Annotated in this window: 24 protein-coding genes; 12 read left to right on the top strand and 12 right to left on the bottom strand. The window is 42.8% G+C overall.

The annotated features are described in order from the left end of the window. Nucleotides 1-7 precede the first annotated feature (7 nt). Nucleotides 8-724 (top strand): class I SAM-dependent methyltransferase, encoded by a 717-nt coding sequence (locus BUA53_RS19090; protein WP_072836997.1) that lies wholly within the window; start codon nt 8-10, stop codon nt 722-724. On the opposite strand, the gene BUA53_RS19085 is transcribed toward BUA53_RS19090, so the two are convergent. Continuing rightward, complete coding sequence (locus tag BUA53_RS19085; RefSeq protein WP_072836996.1) at nt 719-1,459, bottom strand: FkbM family methyltransferase; 741 nt, start codon at nt 1,457-1,459, stop codon at nt 719-721. The genes BUA53_RS19090 and BUA53_RS19085 overlap by 6 nt on opposite strands. A 44-nt stretch (nt 1,460-1,503) precedes the next feature. On the opposite strand from BUA53_RS19085, the gene BUA53_RS19080 reads away from it, so the two are divergent. Beyond that, nucleotides 1,504-2,634 carry a glycosyltransferase gene (locus BUA53_RS19080; protein ID WP_072836995.1) on the top strand — a complete coding sequence of 377 codons (1,131 nt, stop codon included), beginning with the start codon at nt 1,504-1,506 and terminating at the stop codon, nt 2,632-2,634. On the opposite strand, the gene BUA53_RS19075 is transcribed toward BUA53_RS19080, so the two are convergent. After that, a complete protein-coding gene (locus BUA53_RS19075; RefSeq protein ID WP_072836994.1) occupies nt 2,631-2,849 on the bottom strand; it encodes a hypothetical protein in 219 nt (72 codons plus the stop codon). The genes BUA53_RS19080 and BUA53_RS19075 overlap by 4 nt on opposite strands. Before the next feature lie 177 nt (nt 2,850-3,026). Between BUA53_RS19075 and BUA53_RS19070 the strand changes: the two genes are divergently transcribed. Beyond that, nucleotides 3,027-4,880, top strand: a complete 1,854-nt coding sequence (locus BUA53_RS19070) for a T9SS type A sorting domain-containing protein (protein WP_072836993.1) — start codon at nt 3,027-3,029, stop codon at nt 4,878-4,880. A 33-nt stretch (nt 4,881-4,913) separates the two neighbouring features. On the opposite strand, the gene typA is transcribed toward BUA53_RS19070, so the two are convergent. Together typA and BUA53_RS19060 are read right to left on the bottom strand one after the other, a co-directional pair. Further along, on the bottom strand, nt 4,914-6,722 hold the full coding sequence (gene typA, locus BUA53_RS19065) for a translational GTPase TypA (RefSeq protein WP_072836992.1): 1,809 nt from the start codon (nt 6,720-6,722) through the stop codon (nt 4,914-4,916). 130 nt (nt 6,723-6,852) lie between these two features. Continuing rightward, nucleotides 6,853-7,077 (bottom strand): DUF2905 domain-containing protein, encoded by a 225-nt coding sequence (locus BUA53_RS19060; RefSeq protein ID WP_072836991.1) that lies wholly within the window; start codon nt 7,075-7,077, stop codon nt 6,853-6,855. A gap of 52 nt (nt 7,078-7,129) precedes the next feature. Here BUA53_RS19060 and BUA53_RS19055 point away from each other — a divergent pair, with 52 nt between their 5' ends. Together BUA53_RS19055 and BUA53_RS19050 are read left to right on the top strand one after the other, a co-directional pair. After that, nucleotides 7,130-7,546 (top strand): hypothetical protein, encoded by a 417-nt coding sequence (locus BUA53_RS19055; RefSeq protein WP_072836990.1) that lies wholly within the window; start codon nt 7,130-7,132, stop codon nt 7,544-7,546. A gap of 181 nt (nt 7,547-7,727) precedes the next feature. After that, nucleotides 7,728-8,633 (top strand): diacylglycerol/lipid kinase family protein, encoded by a 906-nt coding sequence (locus BUA53_RS19050; protein ID WP_072836989.1) that lies wholly within the window; start codon nt 7,728-7,730, stop codon nt 8,631-8,633. A gap of 343 nt (nt 8,634-8,976) precedes the next feature. On the opposite strand, the gene BUA53_RS19045 is transcribed toward BUA53_RS19050, so the two are convergent. Continuing rightward, the gene (locus BUA53_RS19045) at nt 8,977-11,295 is read right to left on the bottom strand and encodes a patatin-like phospholipase family protein (protein WP_139256501.1); all 2,319 of its coding nucleotides are present in this window, start codon (nt 11,293-11,295) and stop codon (nt 8,977-8,979) included. An 18-nt stretch (nt 11,296-11,313) separates the two neighbouring features. Next, nucleotides 11,314-12,426 (bottom strand): COX15/CtaA family protein, encoded by a 1,113-nt coding sequence (locus BUA53_RS19040; RefSeq protein ID WP_072836987.1) that lies wholly within the window; start codon nt 12,424-12,426, stop codon nt 11,314-11,316. A gap of 116 nt (nt 12,427-12,542) precedes the next feature. Here BUA53_RS19040 and BUA53_RS19035 point away from each other — a divergent pair, with 116 nt between their 5' ends. After that, nucleotides 12,543-13,268: a twin-arginine translocation signal domain-containing protein gene (locus BUA53_RS19035; protein ID WP_072836986.1), complete on the top strand. Its 726-nt coding sequence runs from the start codon at nt 12,543-12,545 to the stop codon at nt 13,266-13,268. Between the two features lie 39 nt (nt 13,269-13,307). Here the strand turns inward: BUA53_RS19035 and BUA53_RS19030 are convergent, their stop codons facing one another. After that, on the bottom strand, nt 13,308-14,321 hold the full coding sequence (locus tag BUA53_RS19030; RefSeq protein ID WP_245793227.1) for a c-type cytochrome: 1,014 nt from the start codon (nt 14,319-14,321) through the stop codon (nt 13,308-13,310). 48 nt (nt 14,322-14,369) lie between these two features. Here BUA53_RS19030 and BUA53_RS19025 point away from each other — a divergent pair, with 48 nt between their 5' ends. Then, a complete protein-coding gene (locus tag BUA53_RS19025; protein ID WP_139256500.1) occupies nt 14,370-15,053 on the top strand; it encodes a ribonuclease HII in 684 nt (227 codons plus the stop codon). 325 nt (nt 15,054-15,378) lie between these two features. On the opposite strand, the gene BUA53_RS19020 is transcribed toward BUA53_RS19025, so the two are convergent. From BUA53_RS19020 to BUA53_RS19005, 4 genes are all read right to left on the bottom strand, one after another. After that, on the bottom strand, nt 15,379-15,987 hold the full coding sequence (locus BUA53_RS19020) for an L-threonylcarbamoyladenylate synthase (protein WP_072836984.1): 609 nt from the start codon (nt 15,985-15,987) through the stop codon (nt 15,379-15,381). A 140-nt stretch (nt 15,988-16,127) separates the two neighbouring features. After that, entirely contained in the window at nt 16,128-17,165 is a 1,038-nt protein-coding gene (locus BUA53_RS19015; RefSeq protein ID WP_072836983.1) for a 2-oxoacid:ferredoxin oxidoreductase subunit beta, read from the bottom strand. A gap of 35 nt (nt 17,166-17,200) precedes the next feature. Then, complete coding sequence (locus BUA53_RS19010; RefSeq protein ID WP_072836982.1) at nt 17,201-17,581, bottom strand: four helix bundle protein; 381 nt, start codon at nt 17,579-17,581, stop codon at nt 17,201-17,203. Between the two features lie 53 nt (nt 17,582-17,634). Further along, nucleotides 17,635-17,982, bottom strand: coding sequence for a carboxymuconolactone decarboxylase family protein (locus BUA53_RS19005; protein ID WP_072836981.1), 348 nt, complete (start codon nt 17,980-17,982; stop codon nt 17,635-17,637). Nucleotides 17,983-18,091: 109 nt separating this feature from the next. Here BUA53_RS19005 and BUA53_RS19000 point away from each other — a divergent pair, with 109 nt between their 5' ends. The 5 genes from BUA53_RS19000 (at nt 18,092) to asnB (ending at nt 24,132) form a co-directional block, all read left to right on the top strand. Continuing rightward, on the top strand, nt 18,092-18,544 hold the full coding sequence (locus BUA53_RS19000) for a c-type cytochrome (RefSeq protein ID WP_072836980.1): 453 nt from the start codon (nt 18,092-18,094) through the stop codon (nt 18,542-18,544). Further along, a complete protein-coding gene (gndA, locus tag BUA53_RS18995; RefSeq protein WP_245793225.1) occupies nt 18,516-19,970 on the top strand; it encodes an NADP-dependent phosphogluconate dehydrogenase in 1,455 nt (484 codons plus the stop codon). Before BUA53_RS19000 ends, gndA begins: the two co-directional genes overlap by 29 nt. Nucleotides 19,971-20,036: 66 nt before the next feature. After that, nucleotides 20,037-21,560: a glucose-6-phosphate dehydrogenase gene (gene zwf / locus BUA53_RS18990; RefSeq protein ID WP_072836979.1), complete on the top strand. Its 1,524-nt coding sequence runs from the start codon at nt 20,037-20,039 to the stop codon at nt 21,558-21,560. Nucleotides 21,561-21,653: 93 nt separating this feature from the next. Continuing rightward, the gene (locus BUA53_RS18985) at nt 21,654-22,277 is read left to right on the top strand and encodes a DUF2911 domain-containing protein (protein WP_072836978.1); all 624 of its coding nucleotides are present in this window, start codon (nt 21,654-21,656) and stop codon (nt 22,275-22,277) included. A gap of 4 nt (nt 22,278-22,281) precedes the next feature. Continuing rightward, a complete protein-coding gene (asnB, locus tag BUA53_RS18980; RefSeq protein ID WP_072836977.1) occupies nt 22,282-24,132 on the top strand; it encodes an asparagine synthase (glutamine-hydrolyzing) in 1,851 nt (616 codons plus the stop codon). Nucleotides 24,133-24,134: 2 nt separating this feature from the next. Here the strand turns inward: asnB and BUA53_RS18975 are convergent, their stop codons facing one another. Beyond that, nucleotides 24,135-24,569, bottom strand: coding sequence for a hypothetical protein (locus tag BUA53_RS18975; RefSeq protein WP_072836976.1), 435 nt, complete (start codon nt 24,567-24,569; stop codon nt 24,135-24,137). Between the last annotated feature and the right edge of the window lie 112 nt (nt 24,570-24,681).

The following is a 24,681-nucleotide window of genomic DNA, read 5'->3' as shown; positions in this document are numbered from 1 at the left end:
ACCGATTATGAGCAGACAAAAAGATCTGTCACGCCTGAGTGACTGGCATGTAAAAACTAAAGACCCACACTATATTCACTATTATTTTTTGATCAGGGATATCCAGGATGCGGTAAACAAATATGCCAAAGGCAACTTCCTTGATCTTGGGTGTGGCAACAAACCATATGAGGGTCTTTATAAACCCGTAACATCAACACAGACAGGCTGTGATGTAATGCAAAGTGATAAGAATCGTGTAGATGTCATTTGTCCTGCTACCTGTTTAGATTTTCCGGATAATCATTTTGATTCCATCCTGTGTACGCAGGTATTAGAACATGTTTATGAACATGATAAAATGATGAGTGAAATATACAGGGTGCTCAAACCGGGTGGCAATATTATACTTACAGTTCCTTTTGCCTGGGAACTTCATGAAGAACCATACGATTTCTTCAGGTATACAAAACATGCCTTACAGCAACTATTTGAACTTAATGGGTTTAACGTTGACCATATCAAACCCAATGGCGGTAAATGGGCTGCAGTTTACCAATTACGAACCAACATGCTTTATCACTCCTTTAGAAAGAAAACCTTTCTGAATAAACTTAAGAAGATCCTTTTCATTGAATTGAGGCTGACCCAACTGAGGAACCATTTTGCTATCTGGCTGGATAAAAAATACAGGGATGAGATCTTTACGCTCAATTATATCGTGGTGGCGCATAAACCATCATGATGGGAGCTCCTCATTGCGAAACACCAGGTTCTCCCCTGCTATTTCCAGCGAGAAGTTGAAAGAATTCACTGCATTCAATAAAGACCTGCTGCAGCCTTTTTTCATACGGTCATGCACTTCCACTATCAGCACCCTTGTCTTTGGCAACCAGTTTTGATACCCCGAAGAGAATATTTCTTTCTCAGATCCTTCCACATCCAGTTTCAAAAGGTCAATATGTTTCCATCCCTGTTGAAGCATGATATCTTCAATACTTAATGCGGGGACTGAACCACTTATTTTCTTTTCAACCTCTTCTACTACAAATCCATTGTTACCCTTTCCTGTATCTTTTACTACAAGGTCAGCAGACCTCCACCAAATTCCCGAGTTAACAGCGGTGATGTTCTTATAAAGGGAAGTGTTTTTCTGCAGGAGAGAGAAATTTTCCCTGTCAGGCTCCAATGTGATAATGGACGCCTCAGGAAAACGTGTGGCAAAATAGGCGGCAGTTAAACCAATATTTCCACCTCCGTCAATGATATAACGGGGCGTAAAATCCATCTGTACATTATAGGTTTCTCTTAAGATCACTTCTTCAAATGTGGCAAAATCATAGGCATTACTTCTCATGCTAAATGGATATTTCAGCCTGGAAACCCTAAACCCCTCATACCTGTTCGACTTGATCCTCCGGTACATATTCAAAGCCTCACCCAGTGGCAAATATTTCTTAAGCAGGGAAAAACGTGACATCTTGCAAAAAAACTACTTTAGTTTTGAAACTTTGTATTTGAATCATGCCCTCTATTTTTTTTATCTCATTAATGAACGGTTTACCCTGGGGAGGCAGTGAAGAATTGTGGTACAGGTCAGCCTTATATGCTGCACAAAAAGGATGGAAAGTTGGTTGTGCCGTATACCATTGGAAAGAAAAAGAACAGAAGTTACAACTACTGGAAAAGGCCGGGTGTTCCATTTACTGGTTTCCTAATGAGGGCAGAAAAAAGGAAAAACTTGCTGATAAGATTCAATATAAACTTACAAAGTACAGGTTAAAACGCTTTATAAAATCCCTGCCGGTAAAAGACTATGATATGGTTGTGATCAACCAGGGCGGCTTTGAGATACATACTCGGGAATGGAGAAATTACTGGAAGTATTTGGATCGCTATGCTTTGCTGTTTCATAATTACAGCAAGAACGAGCAATGGGGCAGCTCTAAAAAAAAGGCTCTTGAAAACTGGGTCGGTAAAGCATACATTAACCTGTTTGCTTCTGAACAGATCAGGATCACCATGCAACAACAACTTGGCATTTCCATCACTAATAGCGCTACACTGATCAATCCTATTACCATTTCACCACCTGCAAATATTACCCCTTTTCCTACGAAAACTGGTGAATATATATTTGCCATGTTTGCTGCATTGGAAACAAACAGGAAAGCGCAGGACAACCTGGTCAAAGCATTATCCAGCGACAAATGGAAGAAAAGGCCATGGCAATTGCGGTTATATGGTGAAGGCAAGGACAGGACTGAATTGGAAAAACTGGTTAGGGAAAATAAGTTAGGCAATAAAGTATTTTTAAAAGGTCATACAAATAATATAACTCAGGAAATAATAGCTGCTCATCTCATCCTGCAGATAACTCATCAAGATGCCATGCCCATTACGGTAGTAGAAGCCCTGGCCTTCAGCAGGCCCGTTATAGTAAGTGAAGTAGGTGATATGCCAGTATGGATCATAGAAGAGATCAATGGTTATATAAGCAAGGATGCTTCCATTGAATCTATTGATGCAACACTGGAAAAAGCCTGGAATGATAGAGATAGGTGGCCTGAAATGGGTAAGAAAAGCTTTGAAATATTTAAAGAAAAATACCCTGCTGCTTTAGAAGAATCTTTTTTAAAACAATTAGGTTTTTAACCTTTTTCATTCTTCCTCCACCAGCGATATCCCATTATACCTACCATAGCTAAGGGAGTAAAGGCAAGATAGAGTATGCCTGCATTCAATCCGCGGGCTGGCTTTTCACCCAATTGTTCTGCGGTGCGTGTACAAACAGAACATTGCGCCTGTACCGTTGCAGATATTAAAAACAGGCAAAAGGATAAGATCAGGATTAAACGATACTTTTTCATGGCCTTAAGAGTAAGGCTGCAAGTTACAACCAAAAGTAAAATCCTCTTACAACCCTATGAAATCAACGGTTCCTTAACAGATTAAAGCTTATTATCATATTCATGGCTTTTCACTACGTGTATTTACCTTGACATGGCTGTTGTTTCTTCCTATTTTGCAATGGTTTCCCAAAGGCCATGCGTCCATATCCTATCATAACTGCTTTTGTCCTGCTGGGCGTGACACTGAACGCTCAAACCTCCATTAGTGGGGTTGTCAATAGTTATCATAAGGTTATTGATATTATTCCGGCCAAAGCCTGTGTACGTGTAGATAATGTTTCAGGACTTGCCTTTAATGACAGGGTCATGATCATACAGATGAAAGGAGCTACTGTTAGTACCACCAATACCACTGCATTTGGAACGGTCAGTTCATTGAACAACGCCGGCAACTACGAGATCGGCACCATCTGCTCTGTAAGGGGCGATTCAATATTTCTGTTCAAGCAGTTATTGCGTTCCTATACAGTTACAGATAAGGTACAATTGGTACGAATACCTCAATATAACAATGCCATAGTGGCTGACAGTTTAAAAGCATTGCCTTGGGATAGTACAACTGGTAAAGGTGGCGTGCTGGCCCTCTGGGTATCTGATAACCTGGTATTGAATGCGCCAATTTCAGCTTCGTCCTCAGGATATGCCGGTGGCCGTTATCTAACCAGCAATGGAACCTGCTCAAACTTTGCTGCACCGAATGGTTATTATTATAATGCCACTACACTCTCCCCACAGGATGGTGCCTACAAGGGTGAGTCAGTGGCAGATTTGGCAATAACCTATAGTGGTGGCAAAGGTGCGGTGGCCAATGGTGGAGGTGGTGGCAATAACCATAATAATGGAGGAGGTGGCGGGGCCAATAGCAGTGCAGGGGGTAGTGGAGGTGGCAATTCCAGTGCTTCAGGCTGCAGCACTGCCAATCCTGGCAAGGGAGGTTATGCATTGAGTAATAGCAGCGGGGCTAAACTTTTCCTTGGAGGAGGCGGTGGTGCAGGCCATGCTAATTCAGGCTTTTTCTCTACTGGAGGAGGTAATGGAGGCGGTATAGTATTCATACAAACCAATACACTTTATTCAAATGGTTATAAGATCCTTGCCAATGGACAGGATGGTGGAAACACTTTAGGAGATGGGGCCTCAGGGGGCGGAGGAGGCGGGTCCATTATTTTAAATATCAATAATTACGCTGATCCTGTTACTATAGAAGCCATTGGTGGTAATGGTGGTTCGGAAAACGATGATAATACCTCCGGCAAATGCTATGGAGAAGGAGGGGGAGGCAGTGGTGGTATTATTTATTTCAAAGGTTCTACCCCTGCAGGGATCAGTACTGTAACAGGCGGAGCTAAAGGCAATAAGCTCAATTCTCTGAACTGTGGTACAATAACAGCTGGCACAGCAGGCACGGCTGGCACAACCGTTACCAATTATTCTTTTGCAGAATCTTCTACGCTTTCGGGAGCATGTGGAACTGTTCTCGCTGTAGGGCTTTTGAATTTTTCCTGCAGAACTTCAGGGAATGATGTGATCGTTGAATGGAAGATAGCAACTGATGCTACCAGTATTAAATCATCACTGCAGCGTAACTCGAACAACAGTACATGGTCGGACATTCAATCTTTTGGAAATCCTCCTGAATCAGGTCAATATAGAGTTGAGGATAGGGATCTTCCGGAAGGCTTTTACCAATACCGTATAAAACTATTGTCAGCCAATGGTTCGGTTATCTTTTCAAATATCAGTACTGTTAATATTGCTAATAATAGCTCTCTAATTCTTTTCCCTAACCCGGTCCGCAGCCTGCTTACCATTGTACATCCTTTTGAAGCCGGAACTGAACTCAGTATCATGGATGCCATGGGGAAGCAGGTATTGAATAAAAAGATCCTGTCTTCAATGCCCAGGATCAGGCTGGATATATCCTTTTTATCCCCTGGTGTGTATAGGATGGCAACTGGCAAAACCTCCTCTTGTTTTGTTGTGCAGTAGTCAAAAAAAATCCCGCCGAAGCGGGATGTAGTATTATAAAGCCTGTGCGCTCATTCTTTTCTGTTGTTTCTTTCTCTCTTCTTCATCCAGTATCACTTTGCGCATACGGATGTTGTTGGGTGTAACTTCAATGCACTCATCCTGTTGAATGTATTCCATACATTCTTCCAGGGTCATTAACCTTTTAGGGGGAAGTGTTACAGTACCATCGCTACCAGAGGCACGCATGTTGGTAAGTTTCTTTCCCTCATTTGGATTCACTACCAGGTCGCCAGGCTTATTGTTTTCACCAATGATCATTCCACGATAAACTTCTTCTCCCGGGTCTACAAAAAAGAACCCGCGATCCTGTAATTTATCAATAGAATAAGCTGTGGTACTTCCGGCTTCCTTAGCTACCAAAACACCATTATTACGGCCGGGAATAGCGCCTTTCCAGGGTTTGTATTCGCTGAAACGGTGGTTCATTACTGCTTCGCCTGCAGTGTTGGTCAGCATGTTTGTACGTAATCCCAACAAACCTCTTGAAGGAATATCAAACTCCAGGTGTTGCATATCACCTTTTGTTTCCATTACGTGCATTTCACCTTTGCGGCGTGTAACCAGGTCAATTACTTTAGAAGCATATTCCTGGGGCACATCAACTACAAGGGTCTCAAAAGGCTCGCATTTCTTGCCATCAATTTCTTTAGTGATCACCTGTGGCTGTCCAATAGTAAGCTCATAACCTTCACGACGCATGGTTTCTATCAATACACCTAAGTGCAGGATACCACGGCCATAAACCATAAAGCTATCGGCACTGTCCGTATCATACACACGGAGCGCCAGGTTCTTTTCAGTTTCCTTCATCAGGCGGTCACGAAGGTGGCGGGAGGTAACAAATTTACCGTCCTTACCAAAGAATGGAGAGTTGTTAATGCTGAACTGCATGTTCATGGTAGGTTCATCTACGCTGATCACAGGCAGTGCTTCAGGATTATCAAAATCAGCAATGGTATCACCAATGTTGAAATCTTCAAGACCAACTACGGCACAAAGATCTCCGGCAACAACTTCTGTCACCTTCTTCTTTCCCATGCCTTCAAAAACGTATAATTCTTTTACTCTTGACTTACGAACGCCGTTTTCCTGGACCAAAGAAAAAGGCTGGTTTTCTTTAATGGTGCCACGGGCAACTTTTCCAATGGCAATACGGCCAAGGAAGGAAGAATAGTCCAGTGAAGTGATCTGCATCTGCAGGGTGCCATCACCCACTTTTGGAGCAGGTACATATTTAAGGATACCATCCAGCAATGGAGTGATTCCTTCTACTTCGGTTAATGAATCATTAAACCAGCCATTCTTTCCGGAACCATAAAAGGTTGGGAAATCAAGCTGCTCTTCTGTTGCATCAAGGTTGAAGAATAATTCAAATACAGCATCATGCACTTCATCAGGACGGCAATTAGGCTTATCAACCTTATTGATCACCACGATAGGTTTCAGATTCAGGTGCAGGGCTTTTTGCAACACGAAACGTGTTTGCGGCATTGGACCTTCAAATGCATCCACCAGCAATATAACACCATCAGCCATCTTCAATACCCTTTCCACTTCACCACCAAAGTCGGCGTGACCTGGAGTATCGATCACATTGATCTTAACTCCTTTGTACATAACGGCGGCATTCTTACTGAAAATGGTAATACCTCGCTCACGCTCCAGGTCATTACTATCCATGATAAGGTCACCAGTTTCCTGGTTGTCGCGAAAGGTTTTCGTTGCGTGTAGGATCTTGTCCACCAGGGTTGTTTTTCCGTGGTCAACGTGGGCAATGATCGCAATATTTCTGATGTCCATAGTTTAGTTGTAAGTTGAAAGAATGTCAGCCTTAACAAGGAATTAAGGCAAAGGCCACCTTCCAAAGCTTCCCCTAAGGGGCGGCAAAGGTACGGCAAAAGGGCGGGGCTACCCAGCCAAAAACCGGACTTTACAAAAACTTTTTGATGATATTTATGAGAATAGTCAGCAGCAAACTAAAAAGGATCATGGTGGTTATTGGGAAATAAAACCTGCTGTTTTCCTTTTCAACCCGTATATCCCCGGGCAAATGGCCTATCCAGTGCATCTTATCATGAAAGAAATAAATTATTACTCCAACTAATATGATCAATGCTCCGAATACTATGATGTATTTCCCGCTATTGCTATCCATACTTTAGCAATTTACAAAGTATATAGCCTGCCAAATTGAAATACATTTGGATATGAGGCTGATCATTACTCTTTTTCTTACCCTGCTTATCTCTTCTTCTCTTTTTGCCCAAAGCTGGAAGATCAGCACCAATGGGAAAACCCTGTTAAAGGCAAATGTTGAAAATGAAGAGAAGAACAAGATTAGTCTGAAAACATTAAACCTCTCCAAAAAAGGATTGAGCCTTTGCTATACTGAAGGAAAGGACCAGAAAAAAGGCTGGGAACGGGTCATCGCTGTTTATGATTCAACGGACAAAGAGCTGAAAGTACAAAAAGGAAACAGTTTACAATTAAGCAGGGACAGCCTTCGATCCTATTTCAAAAATTCCCCACAGATAAGAATCTATACCTGGGCACTCCCAACAGATCCTAAGCTCAAAGCACTGGTCAGGGTCAGAAGGATCCACCTGGCAACTATAAGCCAGTAGTATAGCTGTTTCTTGTTTATCGTTTATAGTTTCTTATTCTATAGGTCAAACATATAATAACACAAACTTTTACCTTACCTGGCAATATGTTATCCTGGCTTTCTCACCAGGCTACAGACTTAGGATTCATCTTGTCAACTTTTCAACTTGTTAACAACCTCCTGGTTTACTTTTGCCATCCATGCCGCGTCACTTCCTTTATATTATCAACCCCATTTCCGGTACTAAAAGCAAATCAGGGTTGGAAAACCTGATCCGTAAAAAAACCACGGCAACTGGATTTCCTTTTGCCATTTTTCCCTCCGTTGAAGGAGGAGATTATTCTTTCCTTGACGATTATATCAGGGAACAGAAAGTAACAGATATCATTATAGCAGGCGGGGATGGCACCATCAACCAGGCAATCAATTCCCTGCGCAAATGGAAACTTCCCTTTGGGATCATTCCCTGTGGCTCAGGGAATGGCCTGGCATTAACGGCAGGAATACCTAAATCGGCTGAGAAAGCAATTGATATTGTTTTCACAGGAGAACGGCAATGGACAGATGCCTTCACCATCAATGGAAAATTCGCCTGTATGCTTTGCGGCCTTGGCTTCGACGCACAGGTGGCCCACGATTTTGCGAATGACCCTAACCGTGGGCTCACCACCTATATCAAGCAAACTGTGAAGAATTTTCTCACTTCCAAATCTTACACTTTCGGCATCCGCACCAAGGGCAGAACATTCATCACAGATGCCTTCTTTATTTCTGTGGCCAACAGCAACCAGTTTGGAAACAATTTTAAGATAGCTCCCAAAGCCAGCCTTACTGATGGCATGCTGGATATAGTTATCATGACCAAACAAAATAAACTGAGCATGCTCGTCCAGGCCCTGAAGCAGGTTTCGGGATTTAATGAAGTGCAGGAAACCGCCCTGGTTGATGCGCAAAGCAGTGTGATTTATTTCCAGGCGCCTTCGCTTACCATCAATAATGCACTCGATGCTCCGCTTCATATTGATGGCGACCCGGTAGAAACAGAAAAGCAATTAAAATTCCAGGTACTTCCTTCCTGTTTCCAGTTATTGGTCAACAAGAGCTAAAAAGCATTCCTCCTTAATTCAAGCTCCATGATCATCAATAAGCAGCTCATTTAATGCAGCACTCATGCAAAACCTAGCCTGCATTATGTATGCTCCATATTATACCCTTTGCTTACCCATTGCGTGAAAAGAACGGGGATACTACGGATTTAGCATACTGCAGGCAGCAGGGATAACAGTAACTACCTGGGAGGAAATAGTCATAACCTTGAATTGTTTACTGGGTTACTACAATTGTTTCAGCCAGATGGAAAGAAGAATAGATAAATGAATAGGCTGAAGTGCGGATTGATATCCAGAAGGATAAAGTAGAACTACAATGTTTAAGTGTTAGTAGGGAATACTAATGTGATGCCTGGTTGCGGTTAAAACTGAGTTCCTGCTTTGGCTTTTCAACATTTAGCTTTGACTTGCCCAGGGAGTCTGTATTAAACAAATTGAGTAGTTTATCAAAACTCTCAACATTGTAAGAAGATTTGAGCGAGGCAGCAATATCAAGTTTCTCCCGTTGCGTGAGGTGAAAATTCAATGCAGCTTTATCCTCTTCTTTTTTAGGTATGTATTGAAAAGTGACCTTATGTATAGGAAATCCATTATTGTCCATGAAGTAAGTGGACATATCACCCTGGAAATATTCCATCATCTTATACCAGTTGTTCTGCAACAGGAATAAAGGTTTCACCGCATTTTCGGTAAGGTTATCATATTCATTTGGATGCTCCCATCCCCCGTCCATTCGGTCGCGGATCTGGATGACCACTACCCCTCTTGTATTTAGCTTTATCCATGAACGCATATGCGCAAGAAAACGAAGGGCTGTTGAAACACCATAGTTATCACGCAGTCCACCATCCATCACATCAATTACCGGGTTCGAAGGCAACCATACATTAGGCAACACTACAGGAAATGTTGCATTCATGCGCAATGCGGTCAGTATACGCAGGTTGTATGGGTTTTGTTTGGCAAAGAAGGTAGTGAAATCTACCGCATCAGGGGTCATCATACCTTCGGTAGAATCCTTTGGCGGTTCCATCATAAACCGTAATGGCTGAGTACTGATCAACATCATCTTGGCATCGCGGGTAATTACATTGTGATAGAACATCAATGGAATATTGGCCGCGGTTTCATCTGCCACATAGTCTTTCAGGCTTTTATTCAATACGCCACGCGTGTTATCATTCAGCGCCATCTCAAAAGCATAACCCCGATCGCGCAGGTAGGTATTATCGCCTATGGTAAATTTTTGCTCCGGGGCAAACAGGTCGCGGGCAATAAAAGAAGTAAAAGTTGGATTCAGCAGGTCGTCTGCTATGTTATCAACGTATTGATCTGATTGCAGGTTGATCTTTTTATCATACAGGCGTTCACGGTAAAGCTCCCGGAAATAGGTAGCACCAATCATCCCTCCCGAGGCACCTGTAATCAGGAAAGTTTTTTTCATCAGGGAGCCACCAGTGAGGCTATCAAGTTCCTGCATGACATTCATGGTAAAGGTGGCGCTGCGCGTGCCGCCACCACTGGTAGCAATCAATACCAGTAAAGGTTTTGTTTCATCCTGCTTTTGCTTCCAGCGATACATCACCTGCTCCATGTTCTTCATATCTGCCTCTATGGCCTTCGGATTGCTTAATTGCTCCAGGCTTTCCCTGGTGTACAATGGTGCTTCCTTGCGGTTGTTATAGTTCAACCCGTATGCCTTGTTGCGGGGATCAATCCATTCAAAACGATACAAAATATTGAGCATGAAAATAAAAATGATGAGTGCAGGCACACTCCAGCTCTGGAAGAAATAAACAAGAGAACCAATGACACCGATCAAAATGGCACAAAATAAAGTGATGCTGGCACCGGCCGGCAACTGGAAAAATTTTGAGTCAAGAAAAAAACCAATAAGGATAAGGAAAACGTAAGCGATCAGCAAACTGACTACCGCAGCGAAGTGGTGTCGCTTAAAGATCTTCTCCATCAGCTCATGTGAATAGTGAGATACATCCCGGCAACGGCGCACCCTGAAAAAAGAATCCAGGAACCATTCGGAATGAAGTAATGACAAATTGCTGGCTGCGATATTTTCAGGCTGAAGGTGTGCAAAATAATTACGGGCACTATTAAAGGCTGGCTGTAGTTTTTTAAATATGGTCTTATCAGCCCTGAAAAAATATAGGAAGGATATGGAAAGGATCAGGAGTAAACCCGCAAGAAAACCGGTGAACAGGAATACTATTTCTACATTAGGTATCAGTTCTTTATAATGAGCATATTGATAAGCCTTCAATAAATAAAAGACCAGGAATCCAAGTGGAATAGCTGCATTATTGATGCAATATTTCAAAAAAGGGAACTGGGTGGCTGCAAGGAATGTAAAATGCCGGCTGAATAAAATAAAAGTGGTAATGTTCCAACACATGATGAATACAGCAATGGACATCCCCATGATGCCAGCACCAATAGCATTGACATCACCCAGGTATTCAGGGCTCAGGAACAGTGCTTCTGTACCGAAGCTTTTCATAAAGCTTCCGTTAACGACGCTGAACAGTAATAACCAAAATATCAGCAGTACCTGGTATTTTCTAAAATGCAGGAAAAGGAGTTGTACGGGTAACGAATAAAAAACTCCCCTGAGGTAATCGAAGAAAGAATAGGTTGTTTTCAAATCACCTGTAAAATACTACTAAATAAGGTGAGGGTCAACGCCTTGGGCCAATTTAGTATTTTCTTTAGGCTTCAATATGTAATAAGTCATAACCAGTGAAAGCAATAGTAGTAAAGCCACAAACTGGTGCAATTGTGCATTCCACTCAAACAGGCCCCAGTGCTGGGGTACTTTTTTAGGACTGGTCAATACCGCAGCTATTCCTAATATTACCTGGCCCAGGACTAAAATAAGCGGTAGCCATTTGATGGAATCAAAAATGCCACTGGATCTTTCTTTCATTGCTTTTATAGTCCATATAATGATAAAGATAAATATCAGGTAGGCCAGGTTACGGTGAATAAAGTGGATGGTAATAGGGTTATTAATGATGGCAGAGAAAAAAGAAAAACTTCTGCCGCCATAGTTTGACATGTTTGGTGGGAAATAATCACCATTGATATCAGGCCACGTAGGTGCGTAGCTTGCACCTTTCAGTCCTGCCATAAAGGCACCATAGATCAACTGCAAAACCAACAGCCCGATGATAAAGACCATGGATTTGCGGAGTGTAGGTGAAAATATTCTTTGCCCGGGTGGCACCAGCAACTGCAAGGCAAACCAAAACGTATATACCAACAGTACCAATGCAGCCATAAAATGAATAGCAAGGCGTATATGGCTTACATAAAGGTTTTCATCATTAAGCCCGCTCATGACCATTACCCAACCTATCAATCCCTGCAAACCACCCAGTAAAAAGAGGATCACCATTGGCCTGATCATGTTTTTTGAAAAACGCTTTTGGATTATGAATACTAAAAAGGGGATAAGGAATACCACTCCAATCAATCTTCCCCAAAGGCGATGCATCCATTCCCAGAAAAATATGGATTTGAAATCCTCCAGCGTAAAATAGGAATGCAAGTGCTTATACTGGGCTATCTCTTTATAATGGTTGAAGGCCTCCATCCATTGTTTTTCATTCATAGGGGGAATGGTTCCAAGGATAGGTTTCCATTCAGTGATCGAGAGGCCTGAATCAGTGAGACGCGTAATACCTCCTAAAATGATCTGTACAATGATCATTATTACACCAACCAACAACCAGATAGCAACTGGCCTGGAGCGGTTAACAGCGGTTCTTTCCATTGGTGTGCAAAGGTAAGCCCGGCTATGAATCCATAGAAGGTAAAAGTTTTTTTGATAAGGCTTTTAATAATTCGTAGCTTTTAATATCCTCTATTTTTTTCATTTAAAACACTGTTATGGAAAGTAAAGACCTGAACTTTAAAACCCACCGGCGGGGCTTTCTTGGCACCCTGGCCACAGGTGCGGTAGCGTTGGGAGTAGGCACTATGGCCACTCCGCTGCAAGCGCTGGCAAAAAATGATTTTCAAGACACTCCCATTGCTGATGATGACCCGGATGCCTGGTTCAACAAGATCAAGGGCAAACACAGGATCGTTTTTGATGCTACCCGACCTCATGAGATCATGCCTTTTGTGTGGCCACTGGTATTTTTAAACACAAATGAAGCAACAGGAAGTAAGGACAACAGCGTAGTAGTAGTACTGCGGCACGATGCTATACCTTACGCTTTTGAAGACCGCATCTGGGCCAAGTACAATTTTGGAGAAGTTTTCAAGGCTGGTGAAATAGGCCCTGCATTCAAGGCTGCAGATTATAAAACCGCCGCTGCCAGCCGCAATCCTTTCTGGAAACCCAAGGCAGGAGACTTCCAGGTGCCTGGTATAGGGGCAGTGCCCATAGGTATTAATGAGCTACAGGAAAAAGGGGTGATGTTCTGTGTTTGCAATGCTGCTATGACGGTTTATAGTACAGCGCTTGCTTCAAACCTAAACATGAAACCTGAAGACGTGAAAAAAGACTGGCTAAGCGGGCTCATTCCAGGCATAGAAGTAGTGCCTTCAGGAGTATGGGCAGTGGGAAGGGCGCAGGAACATGGTTGCGCTTATTGCTTTGCAGGATAAAGTTTACAAGGAGCCTGGAGACAGAATCCTTCTACCCTCTTATTTCTTATTTACTTTCTTTTCTGACATTTCTTTCTCCCGGCTCTTTTTGATCTCTTCAAACGGCCCATATTTATGCTGTCGCTCTGAAAAAGGATCAGCATAAGGACCAAATGGATAATCCAGGGGCTTTTTACTGATATTCTTCCAATCTCCCGGGAAACTTTTTACAGGCCTGTTTTGAGAGGCTACATAGGCGGCCACATCCCAGGCATCTTCATCACTTAATTGTGGATTCTTCCAGTCGGCAATGCCAAAAGGCATATTGAATTTTATAAATCCTGCCAGTCGTGACAGTGAATACATGCCCGCCATTGCATTAAAACTATGGTCGCCCCATAATGGCGGGTAAATGAAGGCCGTTGAATCGTTATTGTATACACCACTGCCATTTTCTCCATGGCACCGAACACAGTTAGCTGAAAATACCCGTACCCCTCTTGCTGGATCTGCCGCCCTGGCAAGAAAAGGAAGGTCGCCTGTGGCTGCCCCTCTTGGTTTGAAACCCTTAGGCACATCTTTGCCTATCCATTCCAGGTAGGCCACATAAGCGCGCATTTCTGGCCCGGCACTATCTATAGCCTGACCATTGAGACTGCGTAACAGGCAATCATTCACCCTGAACTCTATGGACTCTACTCTTCCACTTCTTTCCCTGTACTTAGGATAGGTGGATGCAACAGCGGAAAATGGATTGGCAAAATTCCTGGTACCCGCATCCAAATGACAATTCTGGCAATTCATGCCATTAGAAACCGTATTTACAATCCCCCTGGGACCCAGGTATCTTGACGTATTGACAACAAGCTCCCTGCCATACCGGATAAGGTCTCCCACAGAATCCGAAGGGATCTCCTCTTCGCGAGGCGGCGTCCAAAGTTCATTTTCCGGAAAAGGATCACGTGCTGATTGAACGATGGTTTTATGAGGGGCTAATAAAAACCTGCCAAGAACAATACCCAGGAAAACGACTCCAAGTAAAACAGGAAACCATGCTGTTCGTAAATATTTCATAATAGCCTACCCTTTAAATTTACGAAATACATAGCGGTCCTGTATTCTATGGAAAAAGAAAATGCTGGCAGTCAGCATTTTGTATGTATTTGTCTTTTATTTTTGAACAAACAGAACCAATTGTTGCAGGCATATTACCAGGAAGAACTGATTGAGGCGGGATGTGATGAAGCTGGCAGGGGATGCCTCGCCGGGCCGGTTTACGCTGCCGCAGTTATTCTACCCAGGGATTTTTACCACCCCTTGTTAAATGATTCCAAACAATTGACAGAAGAAGAGCGCTACGAACTGAGACCCTATATCCAGGAGCGAGCCCTGGCCTGGGCAGTGGCTGATCTTTGCAACAAGCAGATAGATAAACTGAACATCCTGAAAGCATCCTTTAAAAGCATGCACCTGGCCGTAAAGCAATTAAATATACAGCCACAACTGCTCTTGATCGATGGCAACCGGTTTACTCCCTACAAAAAGATCCCTCATCAATGCATCATCCAGGGCGATGAATTGTATGCTTCCATTGCGGCAGCAAGCATTCTTGCCAAGACCTACAGGGATGATTATATGAAGACATTGCATAAAAAGTTCCCGAAGTACAACTGGGCGCAGAATAAGGGTTATGCAACTAAAGAACACCAGGCCGCATTGGACCAATATGGACCATGCAGGTACCATCGCCAAACCTTCAGGCTGGATTACACGCAGCCTGAAATTATGGAAGAAAGCATATTGTAATTAAACCAAAGCAGCGTTTCCCCATCTTATAAGTGTCTTTTTCATGTGTTCCTACCCTATTGGTTAAGGGTTTAATGATCTGCCGTAAAAGTATGGTTGAAGGTTAACAAAGCACCGTTTGTAGTACAAGCGGTGCTTGTTGTTTAAAGCGAACCTGGAAGTTGATACGTAGAAATGGTGACAGGTTAACAAGGAGAGGAAATTCAGTCGGTAGCCAGTAGTCATTAGGCTGAACTAAGTATCCTCAATAATCCTTTCCAATCAACTTAATCTTAGTTCCCTCTCCTTCATCATTCGAAATTCCTTGTTGGACATTCGATTTTCCCTAGGCTTCCCATGCTCCTGCTCCTTCACGTATTACCTCTGCCTCTCCTTTTGAGAAATCTATGATGGTAGAGGGCACCATTCCACCAATGCCGCCATCAATTACCAGGTCCACCAGTTTTTCAAACTTTTCCTGGATGATCTCCGGGTCTGTATATTCTTCTACGTACTCACCAGGGAGTGTGGCACTTAATATAGGATGTCCCAACTCTTTTACTATGCACCTGGCAATAGTATTGTCTGGCACACGTATACCTACGGTATCTTTTTTGGTCTTCAATATTTTAGGCACATCCTTGCTTGCTTCCAGGATGAAGGTATAAGGTCCCGGAAGGTGTTGCTTCAGGGTCCGGTATACAGAAGTTGTCAATTGTTTGGCATACTGGCTCAGGTCACTGAGGTCATAACACACAAAGGACAGATTGGCCTTTTGTGGTTGCACACCCTTTATCTGGCAGATTCGTTCTATAGCCTTGTGCTGGTATATATCGCACCCCAATCCATAAATAGTATCTGTAGGATATATAATAATACCTCCATTTTTCAAAACCTCAACTACCTGGCGTATCAGTCGTTCAGGTGGATTTTTCGGATGAATATGTATAAGCATACTATAGAAATAAAGGTGAAGCTAAAGCGAATATTACAGGCTATGCATGCAAATTTTAAACCTTACCTGTTCATAGTAAAGCTTCATATTGCATAAAAAAAGAAGACCGCGGTCTTCTTTCCTATTCTATTTTTTTATGATCATGCAATATTCCAAACTTCGTTACCCCTTAATAATTTATCAAGGTCAGCCACCTTCTTATCTTTTGCATGTTGAATTTGCTGCGTCAGCATATCCTCGTAAGTTGGCCTGATAGCCTGGTAGAATACACCGAAAGGCCTTGGCAGGTGATGTTCCAGTTTAGGATCATCAAACATGCGTGTCAGTATTTGTGCTTTATAAAGATCGCTTTCATCATGCACCCACAGTTCATCTACACTATGCCCTTCATTCAGGTTGACCACTATGAGGTTAAAACCATCAAGCTTAATACCTTTTTCTTTATTGGCACCAAAGACCAGTGGTTGACCATGCTCCAGGAATAAAGATTCATTTGCCTTGCTTGACTTTTCAGTAAAGACCTCGAAAGCGCCATCATTGAAAATGTTACAGTTTTGGTAGATCTCTAGGAAAGATGCCCCATGGTGAGCATGCGAACGGCTTAGCATGGTTTGTAAATGTTTGGGATCCCTGTCCATGCTCCGGGCAATAAAGGTGGCATCCGCACCCATAGCAAGCGCCAATGGATTAAAGGGATGATCAATACTTCCGTAGGGAGTGGATTTGGTGATCTTATTCTCTTCTGATGTTGGCGAATATTGTCCTTTGGTAAGACCATAGATCTGGTTATTGAACAACAATATGTTCACATCAAAATTCCTTCTCAGTAAATGAATGGTATGATTGCCGCCGATGCTAAGACTGTCCCCATCTCCTGTCACGATCCACACACTTAAATCCGGACGTGCCGCTTTTAGACCGCTGGCAATAGCCGTGGCCCTGCCATGGATAGAGTGCATACCAAAAACGTTCATGTAATAAGGGAAGCGCGATGAACAGCCTATTCCGGATATGATAGCAAAGTTTTCGCGGGGAATACCCAGTGTTGGCATCACTTTTTGCACTTGTGCCAATATTGAATAATCACCACATCCCGGGCACCAGCGTACCTCCTGGTCAGTGGCAAAATCCTTTGGTGTCAATGTTATGTTCGGCGCGGGAGCGGTAGTAGTTTCCATAATAAAAATAATTTTCAATGCTCAATATTCAACTCTCAATTTTCAAGTTTGGGAACCGACTTATTTTTTATTGCTGTTCCTATGCTTTTTGATTTGATCGCAATTAATTCTTCAGTTTCCTGGTAGATATCCTGGAGCTTACTAACAGGTTTAATCAATTCTTTTTTAATGATGATCTTCAAAGCCGTTCTGCATTCTTTTAACTCTTTAACGCAAATTCCAAGTTTATGAATGAAATCAGCTCTTGATTCAGCAGCCTGGGCTTCTCCATAATTAAATGTTGGCGAATGACACGACTTGATCAATTGGCTAGCTATATAATTTCCTGACCTGGTATTGGGTAAAGCTTCTACAACATCTATCATACGGCATGTAAAATCAACTAACCTGTCTTCAAGATCATATTTTCTCTCCATCCTTGAGCATTGAATATTGAAAATTGATTATTGAGCATTCCTAAGATAAGATTTCATTGCTCATTCACCAACTCCTCCCAGTATTCCGCCGCTCTTCTTGTATGAGGGATAACAATCGTTCCGCCAACAATGTTGGCTACTGCAAAGATCTCGTACATCTGTTCCGTGGTAACGCCAAGCTCATGGGATTTACCAAGGTGGTATTTTATACAATCATCACAACGAAGAACCATGCTTGCCACTAATCCCAGCATTTCCTTTGTTTTTTTGTCCAGGGCACCATCCTCGTACGTATTGGTATCCAGGTTCCACAGCCGCTTCATCACCAGGTTATTCTTGCTGAGTATCACATCATTCATCTTTTCCCTGTAGTCATTGAATTCCTCTACCAGTTTGGACATGCTGTCAAATTTAATCTTCCTGCAAAAATAACAAATGCAGAAGTGGGAAAGAAGCTTTGCATGTTAAGGCGGGATTTTTGTATAAATTCAATTAAAAATTTAACGCTTTATGAAAAAATCCTTGCTGGTGATCATTGGTTTTGTAGGAATTATCTCTATTTCACTTGCTTTTACTCCGCATGAGGACCCTACTTACAAAAACCTCAAGGTGCTTCCGAAGAATATCAACAAAGAGCAACTGGACAGCGTCATGCATCATTTTACCGGTTCATTGGGTGTCAAATGCACTTATTGTCACATGCGCAATGAAGAAACCAAAACCTGGAACTTTGCTTCGGATGAGAACAAACATAAGTTGGTAGCAAGGGATATGATGAAAATGATGGAAAAGATAAACGATAAGTATTTTGATGTGACGGGAGCCAAACATGACCTGAATGCAAAATTGATGGTCACCTGCTACACCTGCCATCATGGTTCAACTGAACCTGCTACAAAAACTCCCAAAAGGGAAGAGCCACCAAGGCGTGATAATGATTCTACAAGAAATAACCAGCAATAATATGGAAGGCAATTTTGATTTTGGAATGATCGGTATTGGGGTAATGGGCAGCAACCTGCTGCTGAACATGGCAGATCACGGTTATGCAGTGATAGGTTTTGACTTGAAGCAGGAAAGAGCAGACAAGCTCGTGGAAGCTGCAAAGCCAGGCACCACTGTGAAGGGCACTATTGATATCAAAGAAATGGTAAGTGCACTCAAAAAGCCTCGCAAGATCATGATGCTGGTGCCTGCAGGCAAACCCGTAGATGATGTGATAGAAAACCTGTTACCTTACCTCGAAAAGGGAGATATTGTTATTGATGGAGGAAACTCCTATTTCAAGGACACCCTAAAAAGGATCAGTTACCTGCAACCAAAAGAAATACATTTCTTTGGTATGGGCGTTTCCGGTGGTGAGGCCGGTGCCCGGTATGGCCCGAGTATGATGCCAGGGGGCGACCAGGAAGCCTATCAATACCTGAAACCTATTCTTGAAGCTATTGCTGCCAAATCAGGTAATGTTCCCTGTGTAGCCTACATGGGCAATAATGCAGCAGGCCATTATGTGAAGATGGTGCACAATGGCATTGAGTATGCCATGATGCAAATGATCAGCGAAGTATATGATCTGCTGCACCGGGCTGGCAATATGGACAACAAAGACCTTCACCAGTTATTTTTAAAATGGAATGAAGGCGAACTCCATTCCTTCCTGGTAGAGATCACAGCTGAAATTTTTAAAACCGGGGATGCAGAAACCGACAATCCCAACGACTTATTGGTAGATATGATCCTTGACCAGGCAGGTTCCAAAGGAACAGGCAAATGGACCTCGCAGGAAGCCATGGATCTGCCTGTTTCCATTCCCACCATAGACATGGCTGTGGCTATGCGGGACCTATCTGTTTATAAAGATCAGAGGACAAAAGCCGCACAGATCTTTAAGCCGCAGATCGGCACTATAGCATTAAACGAATCCTTTCTCACAGAATTGGAAGAAGCACTGGCTTTTTGTTTTACCATTGCTTATGCACAAGGGCTTAGCATGCTGGCCAAAGCTTCAGTGCAGTGGGAAATGAACATTCCTTTACCATCCGTGATACAGGTTTGGAAAGCAGGCTGCATCATCCGTTCTGCGCTACTTGGCAACTTTACAGATGCTTACCAGAAAGAACCTGCACTACCCAATCTTTTATTGGATGCAGACATAGCTATACTTTTAAAAAACAGGGAATCGAGTATCCGTAGCATAATTGCTGCTGCAGTTCAGGCCAAAATTCCGGTAGCAGGCATGAGTAGTGCTTTAGCATATTATGATGCCTACCTGAGTGATCGCCTTCCCGTAAACCTGATACAGGCACAACGTGATTTCTTTGGTGCACATACCTATAAGCGCATAGATAAGGAAGGAGTATTCCATACTGAATGGCAGCAGGAAGAATAGTCTTTCTTTAAAAATAATTGTAAAAGAAAGACCTGGAGCGTACAGATGATCAATAAATAAAGTTTTATGCAAGCACCTAAAAAGCAGCCTACAATCCTATTCATATTTGGCGGCAGTGGAGACCTTACCTACCGTAAGCTCATGCCAGCGCTTTATAATTTATACCTGGATAAATACCTTCCGGATCAATTCCGCATCATCAGTATCGGAAGATCAGACTTCAGTAATACCACCTACAGGAACTACATCAAAAAAGGCATCTCGGAACATTCCCGCAGAAAGGATTGCCTGAAGATTGCCTGGAAAGAGTTTTCTGAACTCATGGAATATTATAAGGCTGACCTGGAATCTGAAAAAACCTACAAGTCCATTGCCGGTTATGTAAAAAACTATGAGGATGAATGGAAGGCAAAGGCTACCGAGATTTATTACATGTCCATAGCCCCGCAATTGGCCCCTGTTGTAGCAGAAAGATTACACAGTGCCAAACTTATGACAGATCCGGCCAGGTCAAGGATGGTATTTGAAAAACCTTTTGGTCATGATTTGCAAAGTGCCACGGATTTAAATATCAGGCTGGGCCAGATTTTTAAAGAAGAGCAGATCTACCGTATTGACCATTACCTGGGAAAGGAAACCGTTCAAAATATCCTTGCGCTTCGTTTTGCCAATGCCTTGTTTGAACCCCTCTGGAACAGCCATTACATTGACTACGTCCAGATAACAGCTGCTGAAAATATTGGCGTGGAAGACCGTGGGGGCTATTATGAACAGGCTGGCGCATTGAGGGACATGGTGCAAAATCATATGCTGCAGCTATTGTGCATGTTGGCTATGGAACCACCCTTATCTTTTGATGCCAACGAAATACGAAATAAGAAGTTGGACGTACTCAAGGCCATACGCATATGGCATAAAGATGAAGTGCACCAAAACGCTGTTCGCGGTCAATATGAAGCAGGGTGGATAGAAGGCAAACAGGTAAAAGGCTACCGGCAGGAAAAGAATGTAGCACCGGATTCAAAAGTGGAAACCTTTGCCGCCGTAAAATTTTATGTAGACAACTGGAGGTGGAAGGATGTTCCCTTTTACGTAAGAACAGGAAAATGCATGCATTCCAAAAGCACAATGGTAACTATACAGTTCAAACCTGCACCCCAGTATGCTTTCCCTAATGAAGCTGCGGAAACATGGAGGCCTAACAGGCTCACTGTAAGCATTTCACCCCAAATGGATATCCGGTTGCGGTTCCAGACCAAGCAACCTGGACCCCAGATGGCCCTGCAACCTGTAGATATGATCTTTAATTATTCAGATGCCTATGGCGGGGAAGATAAACAGCCTGAGGCCTATGAAACCTTACTGGAAGATGTGATCGAAGGCAATGCCACCTTATTCATGCGCGCCGACCAGGTGGAAGCTGCCTGGGAGATCATTCAACCGATTTTGGAGGCCTGGAAAACACGTCCGCCTGTTGATTTTCCCAATTATGCACCCGGAAGCTGGGGACCTGAAGATGCAGAAGCACTCATAGCAAAAGATGGGTACCATTGGATCACACTGCCGGATAATGAAAAGAAAAAGCGATAACCATGCTGCTTCGTTCCGGGTCATTGATCCTGATGATACTTCAAGCATTGAATAACAATTTGTTGCCTACCTGAAAAGCTGTATTTTTTCGCCATGAAATTTCTGATAGGATTTGCTTTGATCTTTGGCCTTATATCTTGTAATGAGCATAAAAGTCAATCACCTCCCCGGCCTACCCTTGTGCCTAAAGATTCCAACCTGGTGAAGAAAGATACCGCTAATCCCTATGCGCCTTTGGATATATCACCTATGGACATGAGCTACTTCCCGGTTAACTATCCTATAGAGAAAATGTCAGGAAAGGCAGCAAAACTTCCCGTGGCAAGGGTCATTTACAGCCGCCCGCACAGGCAGGGCAGAAGGATCTTTGGAGCACTGCTAAAATATGGCGAACCCTGGAGACTGGGGGCAAACGAAGCAACCGAGATAGAATTCTTTCAACCTGTTACCATTCAGAATAAAAAGGTACCTAAAGGAAAATATGTAATGTATTGTATCCCCCAGCAGGACAACTGGCAAATCGTCCTTAATAAAAATTTGAATACCTGGGGATTGAAGACAGAACCTAAATATGATGCTTTCAAATTCGAGATCCCTATCCAGATCACCAATGATCCTATAGAATATTTCAGCATGGTCTTTCAAAAAACCGATAAAGGAGCCGACCTTGTAATGGCATGGGACACCGTGCTGGCCAGGTTACCCATCCAATTTTAGATAGATGTGTGGCATTGCAGGCATTATATCACATAATAAAGAACTTGTATCGCGGGAACGTATTACTGCGGCCACTAATACCCTTATTCACCGGGGACCAGAGCAGGAAGGTTACTATTTCAACAAGGAACAAACAGCAGCTCTTGGTCATCGCAGGCTATGTATAATTGACTTAGGACTTGAGGCTTCACAGCCATTTCATTATCTTGACCGGTACCATATTGTGTTCAACGGGGAGATCTATAATTATATAGAACTCCGGAAAGAATTAATTGATAAAGGTTTTCAATTCCGTACAGCTTCAGATACTGAAGTCATTGTTGCCGCTTTTGCAGCCTATGGTAAAGAGTGTGTGCATCAATTTGACGGTGCCTTTGCCTTTGCCATCTGGGATGAAAAAACCAGTGAGCTTTTTGCTGCGCGTGACAGGTTTGGCGAAAAACCGTTTTTCTTTTATTATGATGGGGAGCAACTTGCGTTTGCCTCTGAGATGAAAGCGCTTTGGAAAATGGGTATCGAAAAGGATGTGAACAGAACGATGTTGTATAATTTTCTTTCCATTGATTACACCACCAACCCCGGCGATCCTGCAGAAACGTTTTACAACAATATATATAAGCTTCCTGCTGCCAGCTCGCTGCATTATTCTTTGGAAAAGAAAGAACTGCAAACGGAAAAATACTGGAACCTATATCCAAATGTGAATGAAGAAGTAAAGGTAAAAGATGCTATTGACCAATTCACGGCACTCCTTACTGAATCAGTACGCAAGAGGTTGAGAAGTGATGTTGCCATTGGCACATCCCTCAGTGGTGGACTTGATAGTTCTTCTATTGTGTCTGTTTGTGAGGCATTGGTATCTAACCAGAATACGCATAAATGTTTTACTGCCAGTTTCCCGGGATTTGAAAATGATGAAAGCCACTACGCCCAAACAGTTGCTTCACAATTCGGGTTGCACCATTTTCTCTCCAGTGTTGATGGTAATGAAATACCCGGCCTCATGGATAAGGTAATGAATCACCAGGAAGAACCCTTTAGTTCGGCCAGCCTGTTGGTTCAATATAAATTGTACCAACTGGCAAAAGAACAGGGTGTCACCGTGTTGCTGGATGGACAGGGTGCAGATGAAATACTGGGAGGCTATCACAAATATTACAAATGGTACTGGCTCGAATTGTTTCGGCAGGGCGAGCTTAATAACAGCGGAGAGCTAAAGGCTGCCAGGGCCCTGGGTGTAAAAGAATCATTGCACATCAGGGAAAAAATAGCGGCTTACTTTCCTGAATTCTCCCTTAGCTTACTGCAATCCAAAAAGGCGAAACATTCATGGCGCCACCCTGATCTCAATGAAGATTTTGCTTTTAGTAATAAACGAAATCTTTACTACAGTACACCCGCTCGTTTTGATTTGAATAGTGCTCTCTATTTCAACACCTTTGTGCAAGGCCTTGAAGAATTGCTGCGATTTGCCGACCGCAATAGCATGGCGCATAGTGTAGAAGTGCGTTTGCCATTCCTGAGCCACCAGCTGGTAGAATTCTTATTCACACTGCCATCCGATTTTAAGATCAACCAGGGATGGACTAAATGGATACTCCGCAAATCGGTGGAGAAGAAATTACCTGCTGCTATTACCTGGCGTAAGGATAAAGTGGGTTTTGAACCTCCCCAGCAACAATGGATGGAAAACAGTGCCGTACAGGCGGAGATCAGAAAAGGAAAAGAACTATTGGTACAGGAAGGCATACTAAGGTCCGCAGTCCTACAAAAACCAATTCAGCCACATGGTTCACATGTAGCTGAAAACAGGGAATGGAAATACTGGAGTGCCGCTTACCTTTTCGGCAACTGATATCAGGCCTTTCTTAATTTCCTTTCAGTAAACATATTACCAAATGAATCAGATTGCACATGTATCCAGTTGGTAGCATCCTGCAAAATGATATGATAGATCACGTCAGTGTCTGTAGTGATTTCCGTTACACCATACACTGTTTTGTTTTCATATTTCTTTGACAGCTTTGCCTGAATAAAAATCGGCAATGTGGAAGCGAAATAATAGCGAATGCTTTTGACCACATTTCCTTCCTGGTCATACATGATACGGAAGGTGATATTGTTATCTTTAAAGTTGGCCTCGTACCTGTTATCTATATCCTGCCAGGTAACGTTCTTTACCTGCTGAAATGTTTTACTAAAAGCATCAAGTACCTTCTGGTTAGGGTCTGCTGCAAAAGAAGAGGTAATGAATAATACAACCGGGGCAACAAGCAATATTATCTTTTTCATGGCGAATGGTTTTGATTAAATAATACTGCGAAGCTAATCTGTACGAAAACTTTCGTCAAGGAGTTCTACTCCAGTGGTAAGAATATTTTCATGCTTCTTCAAATACCGCAAT

Source organism: Flavisolibacter ginsengisoli DSM 18119 (genome assembly GCF_900129295.1).
Classification (GTDB): Bacteria; Bacteroidota; Bacteroidia; order Chitinophagales; family Chitinophagaceae; genus Flavisolibacter; species Flavisolibacter ginsengisoli.
The sequence above is the reverse complement of the archived record's forward strand: the minus strand, read 5'-3'. Positions and strand labels throughout refer to the sequence as shown.

What these genes read in the sequence shown, in the direction of transcription:
- BUA53_RS19090 (WP_072836997.1), top strand. Translation starts at nt 8, where the DNA reads ATGAGCAGACAAAAAGATCTGTCACGCCTGAGTGACTGGCATGTAAAA.
- BUA53_RS19085 (WP_072836996.1), bottom strand. Translation starts at nt 1,459, where the DNA reads ATGTCACGTTTTTCCCTGCTTAAGAAATATTTGCCACTGGGTGAGGCT.
- BUA53_RS19080 (WP_072836995.1), top strand. Translation starts at nt 1,504, where the DNA reads ATGCCCTCTATTTTTTTTATCTCATTAATGAACGGTTTACCCTGGGGA.
- BUA53_RS19075 (WP_072836994.1), bottom strand. Translation starts at nt 2,849, where the DNA reads ATGAAAAAGTATCGTTTAATCCTGATCTTATCCTTTTGCCTGTTTTTA.
- BUA53_RS19070 (WP_072836993.1), top strand. Translation starts at nt 3,027, where the DNA reads ATGCGTCCATATCCTATCATAACTGCTTTTGTCCTGCTGGGCGTGACA.
- typA (WP_072836992.1), bottom strand. Translation starts at nt 6,722, where the DNA reads ATGGACATCAGAAATATTGCGATCATTGCCCACGTTGACCACGGAAAA.
- BUA53_RS19060 (WP_072836991.1), bottom strand. Translation starts at nt 7,077, where the DNA reads ATGGATAGCAATAGCGGGAAATACATCATAGTATTCGGAGCATTGATC.
- BUA53_RS19055 (WP_072836990.1), top strand. Translation starts at nt 7,130, where the DNA reads ATGAGGCTGATCATTACTCTTTTTCTTACCCTGCTTATCTCTTCTTCT.
- BUA53_RS19050 (WP_072836989.1), top strand. Translation starts at nt 7,728, where the DNA reads ATGCCGCGTCACTTCCTTTATATTATCAACCCCATTTCCGGTACTAAA.
- BUA53_RS19040 (WP_072836987.1), bottom strand. Translation starts at nt 12,426, where the DNA reads ATGGAAAGAACCGCTGTTAACCGCTCCAGGCCAGTTGCTATCTGGTTG.
- BUA53_RS19035 (WP_072836986.1), top strand. Translation starts at nt 12,543, where the DNA reads ATGGAAAGTAAAGACCTGAACTTTAAAACCCACCGGCGGGGCTTTCTT.
- BUA53_RS19030 (WP_245793227.1), bottom strand. Translation starts at nt 14,321, where the DNA reads ATGAAATATTTACGAACAGCATGGTTTCCTGTTTTACTTGGAGTCGTT.
- BUA53_RS19025 (WP_139256500.1), top strand. Translation starts at nt 14,370, where the DNA reads ATGGAAAAAGAAAATGCTGGCAGTCAGCATTTTGTATGTATTTGTCTT.
- BUA53_RS19020 (WP_072836984.1), bottom strand. Translation starts at nt 15,987, where the DNA reads ATGCTTATACATATTCATCCGAAAAATCCACCTGAACGACTGATACGC.
- BUA53_RS19015 (WP_072836983.1), bottom strand. Translation starts at nt 17,165, where the DNA reads ATGGAAACTACTACCGCTCCCGCGCCGAACATAACATTGACACCAAAG.
- BUA53_RS19010 (WP_072836982.1), bottom strand. Translation starts at nt 17,581, where the DNA reads ATGGAGAGAAAATATGATCTTGAAGACAGGTTAGTTGATTTTACATGC.
- BUA53_RS19005 (WP_072836981.1), bottom strand. Translation starts at nt 17,982, where the DNA reads ATGTCCAAACTGGTAGAGGAATTCAATGACTACAGGGAAAAGATGAAT.
- BUA53_RS19000 (WP_072836980.1), top strand. Translation starts at nt 18,092, where the DNA reads ATGAAAAAATCCTTGCTGGTGATCATTGGTTTTGTAGGAATTATCTCT.
- gndA (WP_245793225.1), top strand. Translation starts at nt 18,516, where the DNA reads ATGATTCTACAAGAAATAACCAGCAATAATATGGAAGGCAATTTTGAT.
- zwf (WP_072836979.1), top strand. Translation starts at nt 20,037, where the DNA reads ATGCAAGCACCTAAAAAGCAGCCTACAATCCTATTCATATTTGGCGGC.
- BUA53_RS18985 (WP_072836978.1), top strand. Translation starts at nt 21,654, where the DNA reads ATGAAATTTCTGATAGGATTTGCTTTGATCTTTGGCCTTATATCTTGT.
- asnB (WP_072836977.1), top strand. Translation starts at nt 22,282, where the DNA reads ATGTGTGGCATTGCAGGCATTATATCACATAATAAAGAACTTGTATCG.
- BUA53_RS18975 (WP_072836976.1), bottom strand. Translation starts at nt 24,569, where the DNA reads ATGAAAAAGATAATATTGCTTGTTGCCCCGGTTGTATTATTCATTACC.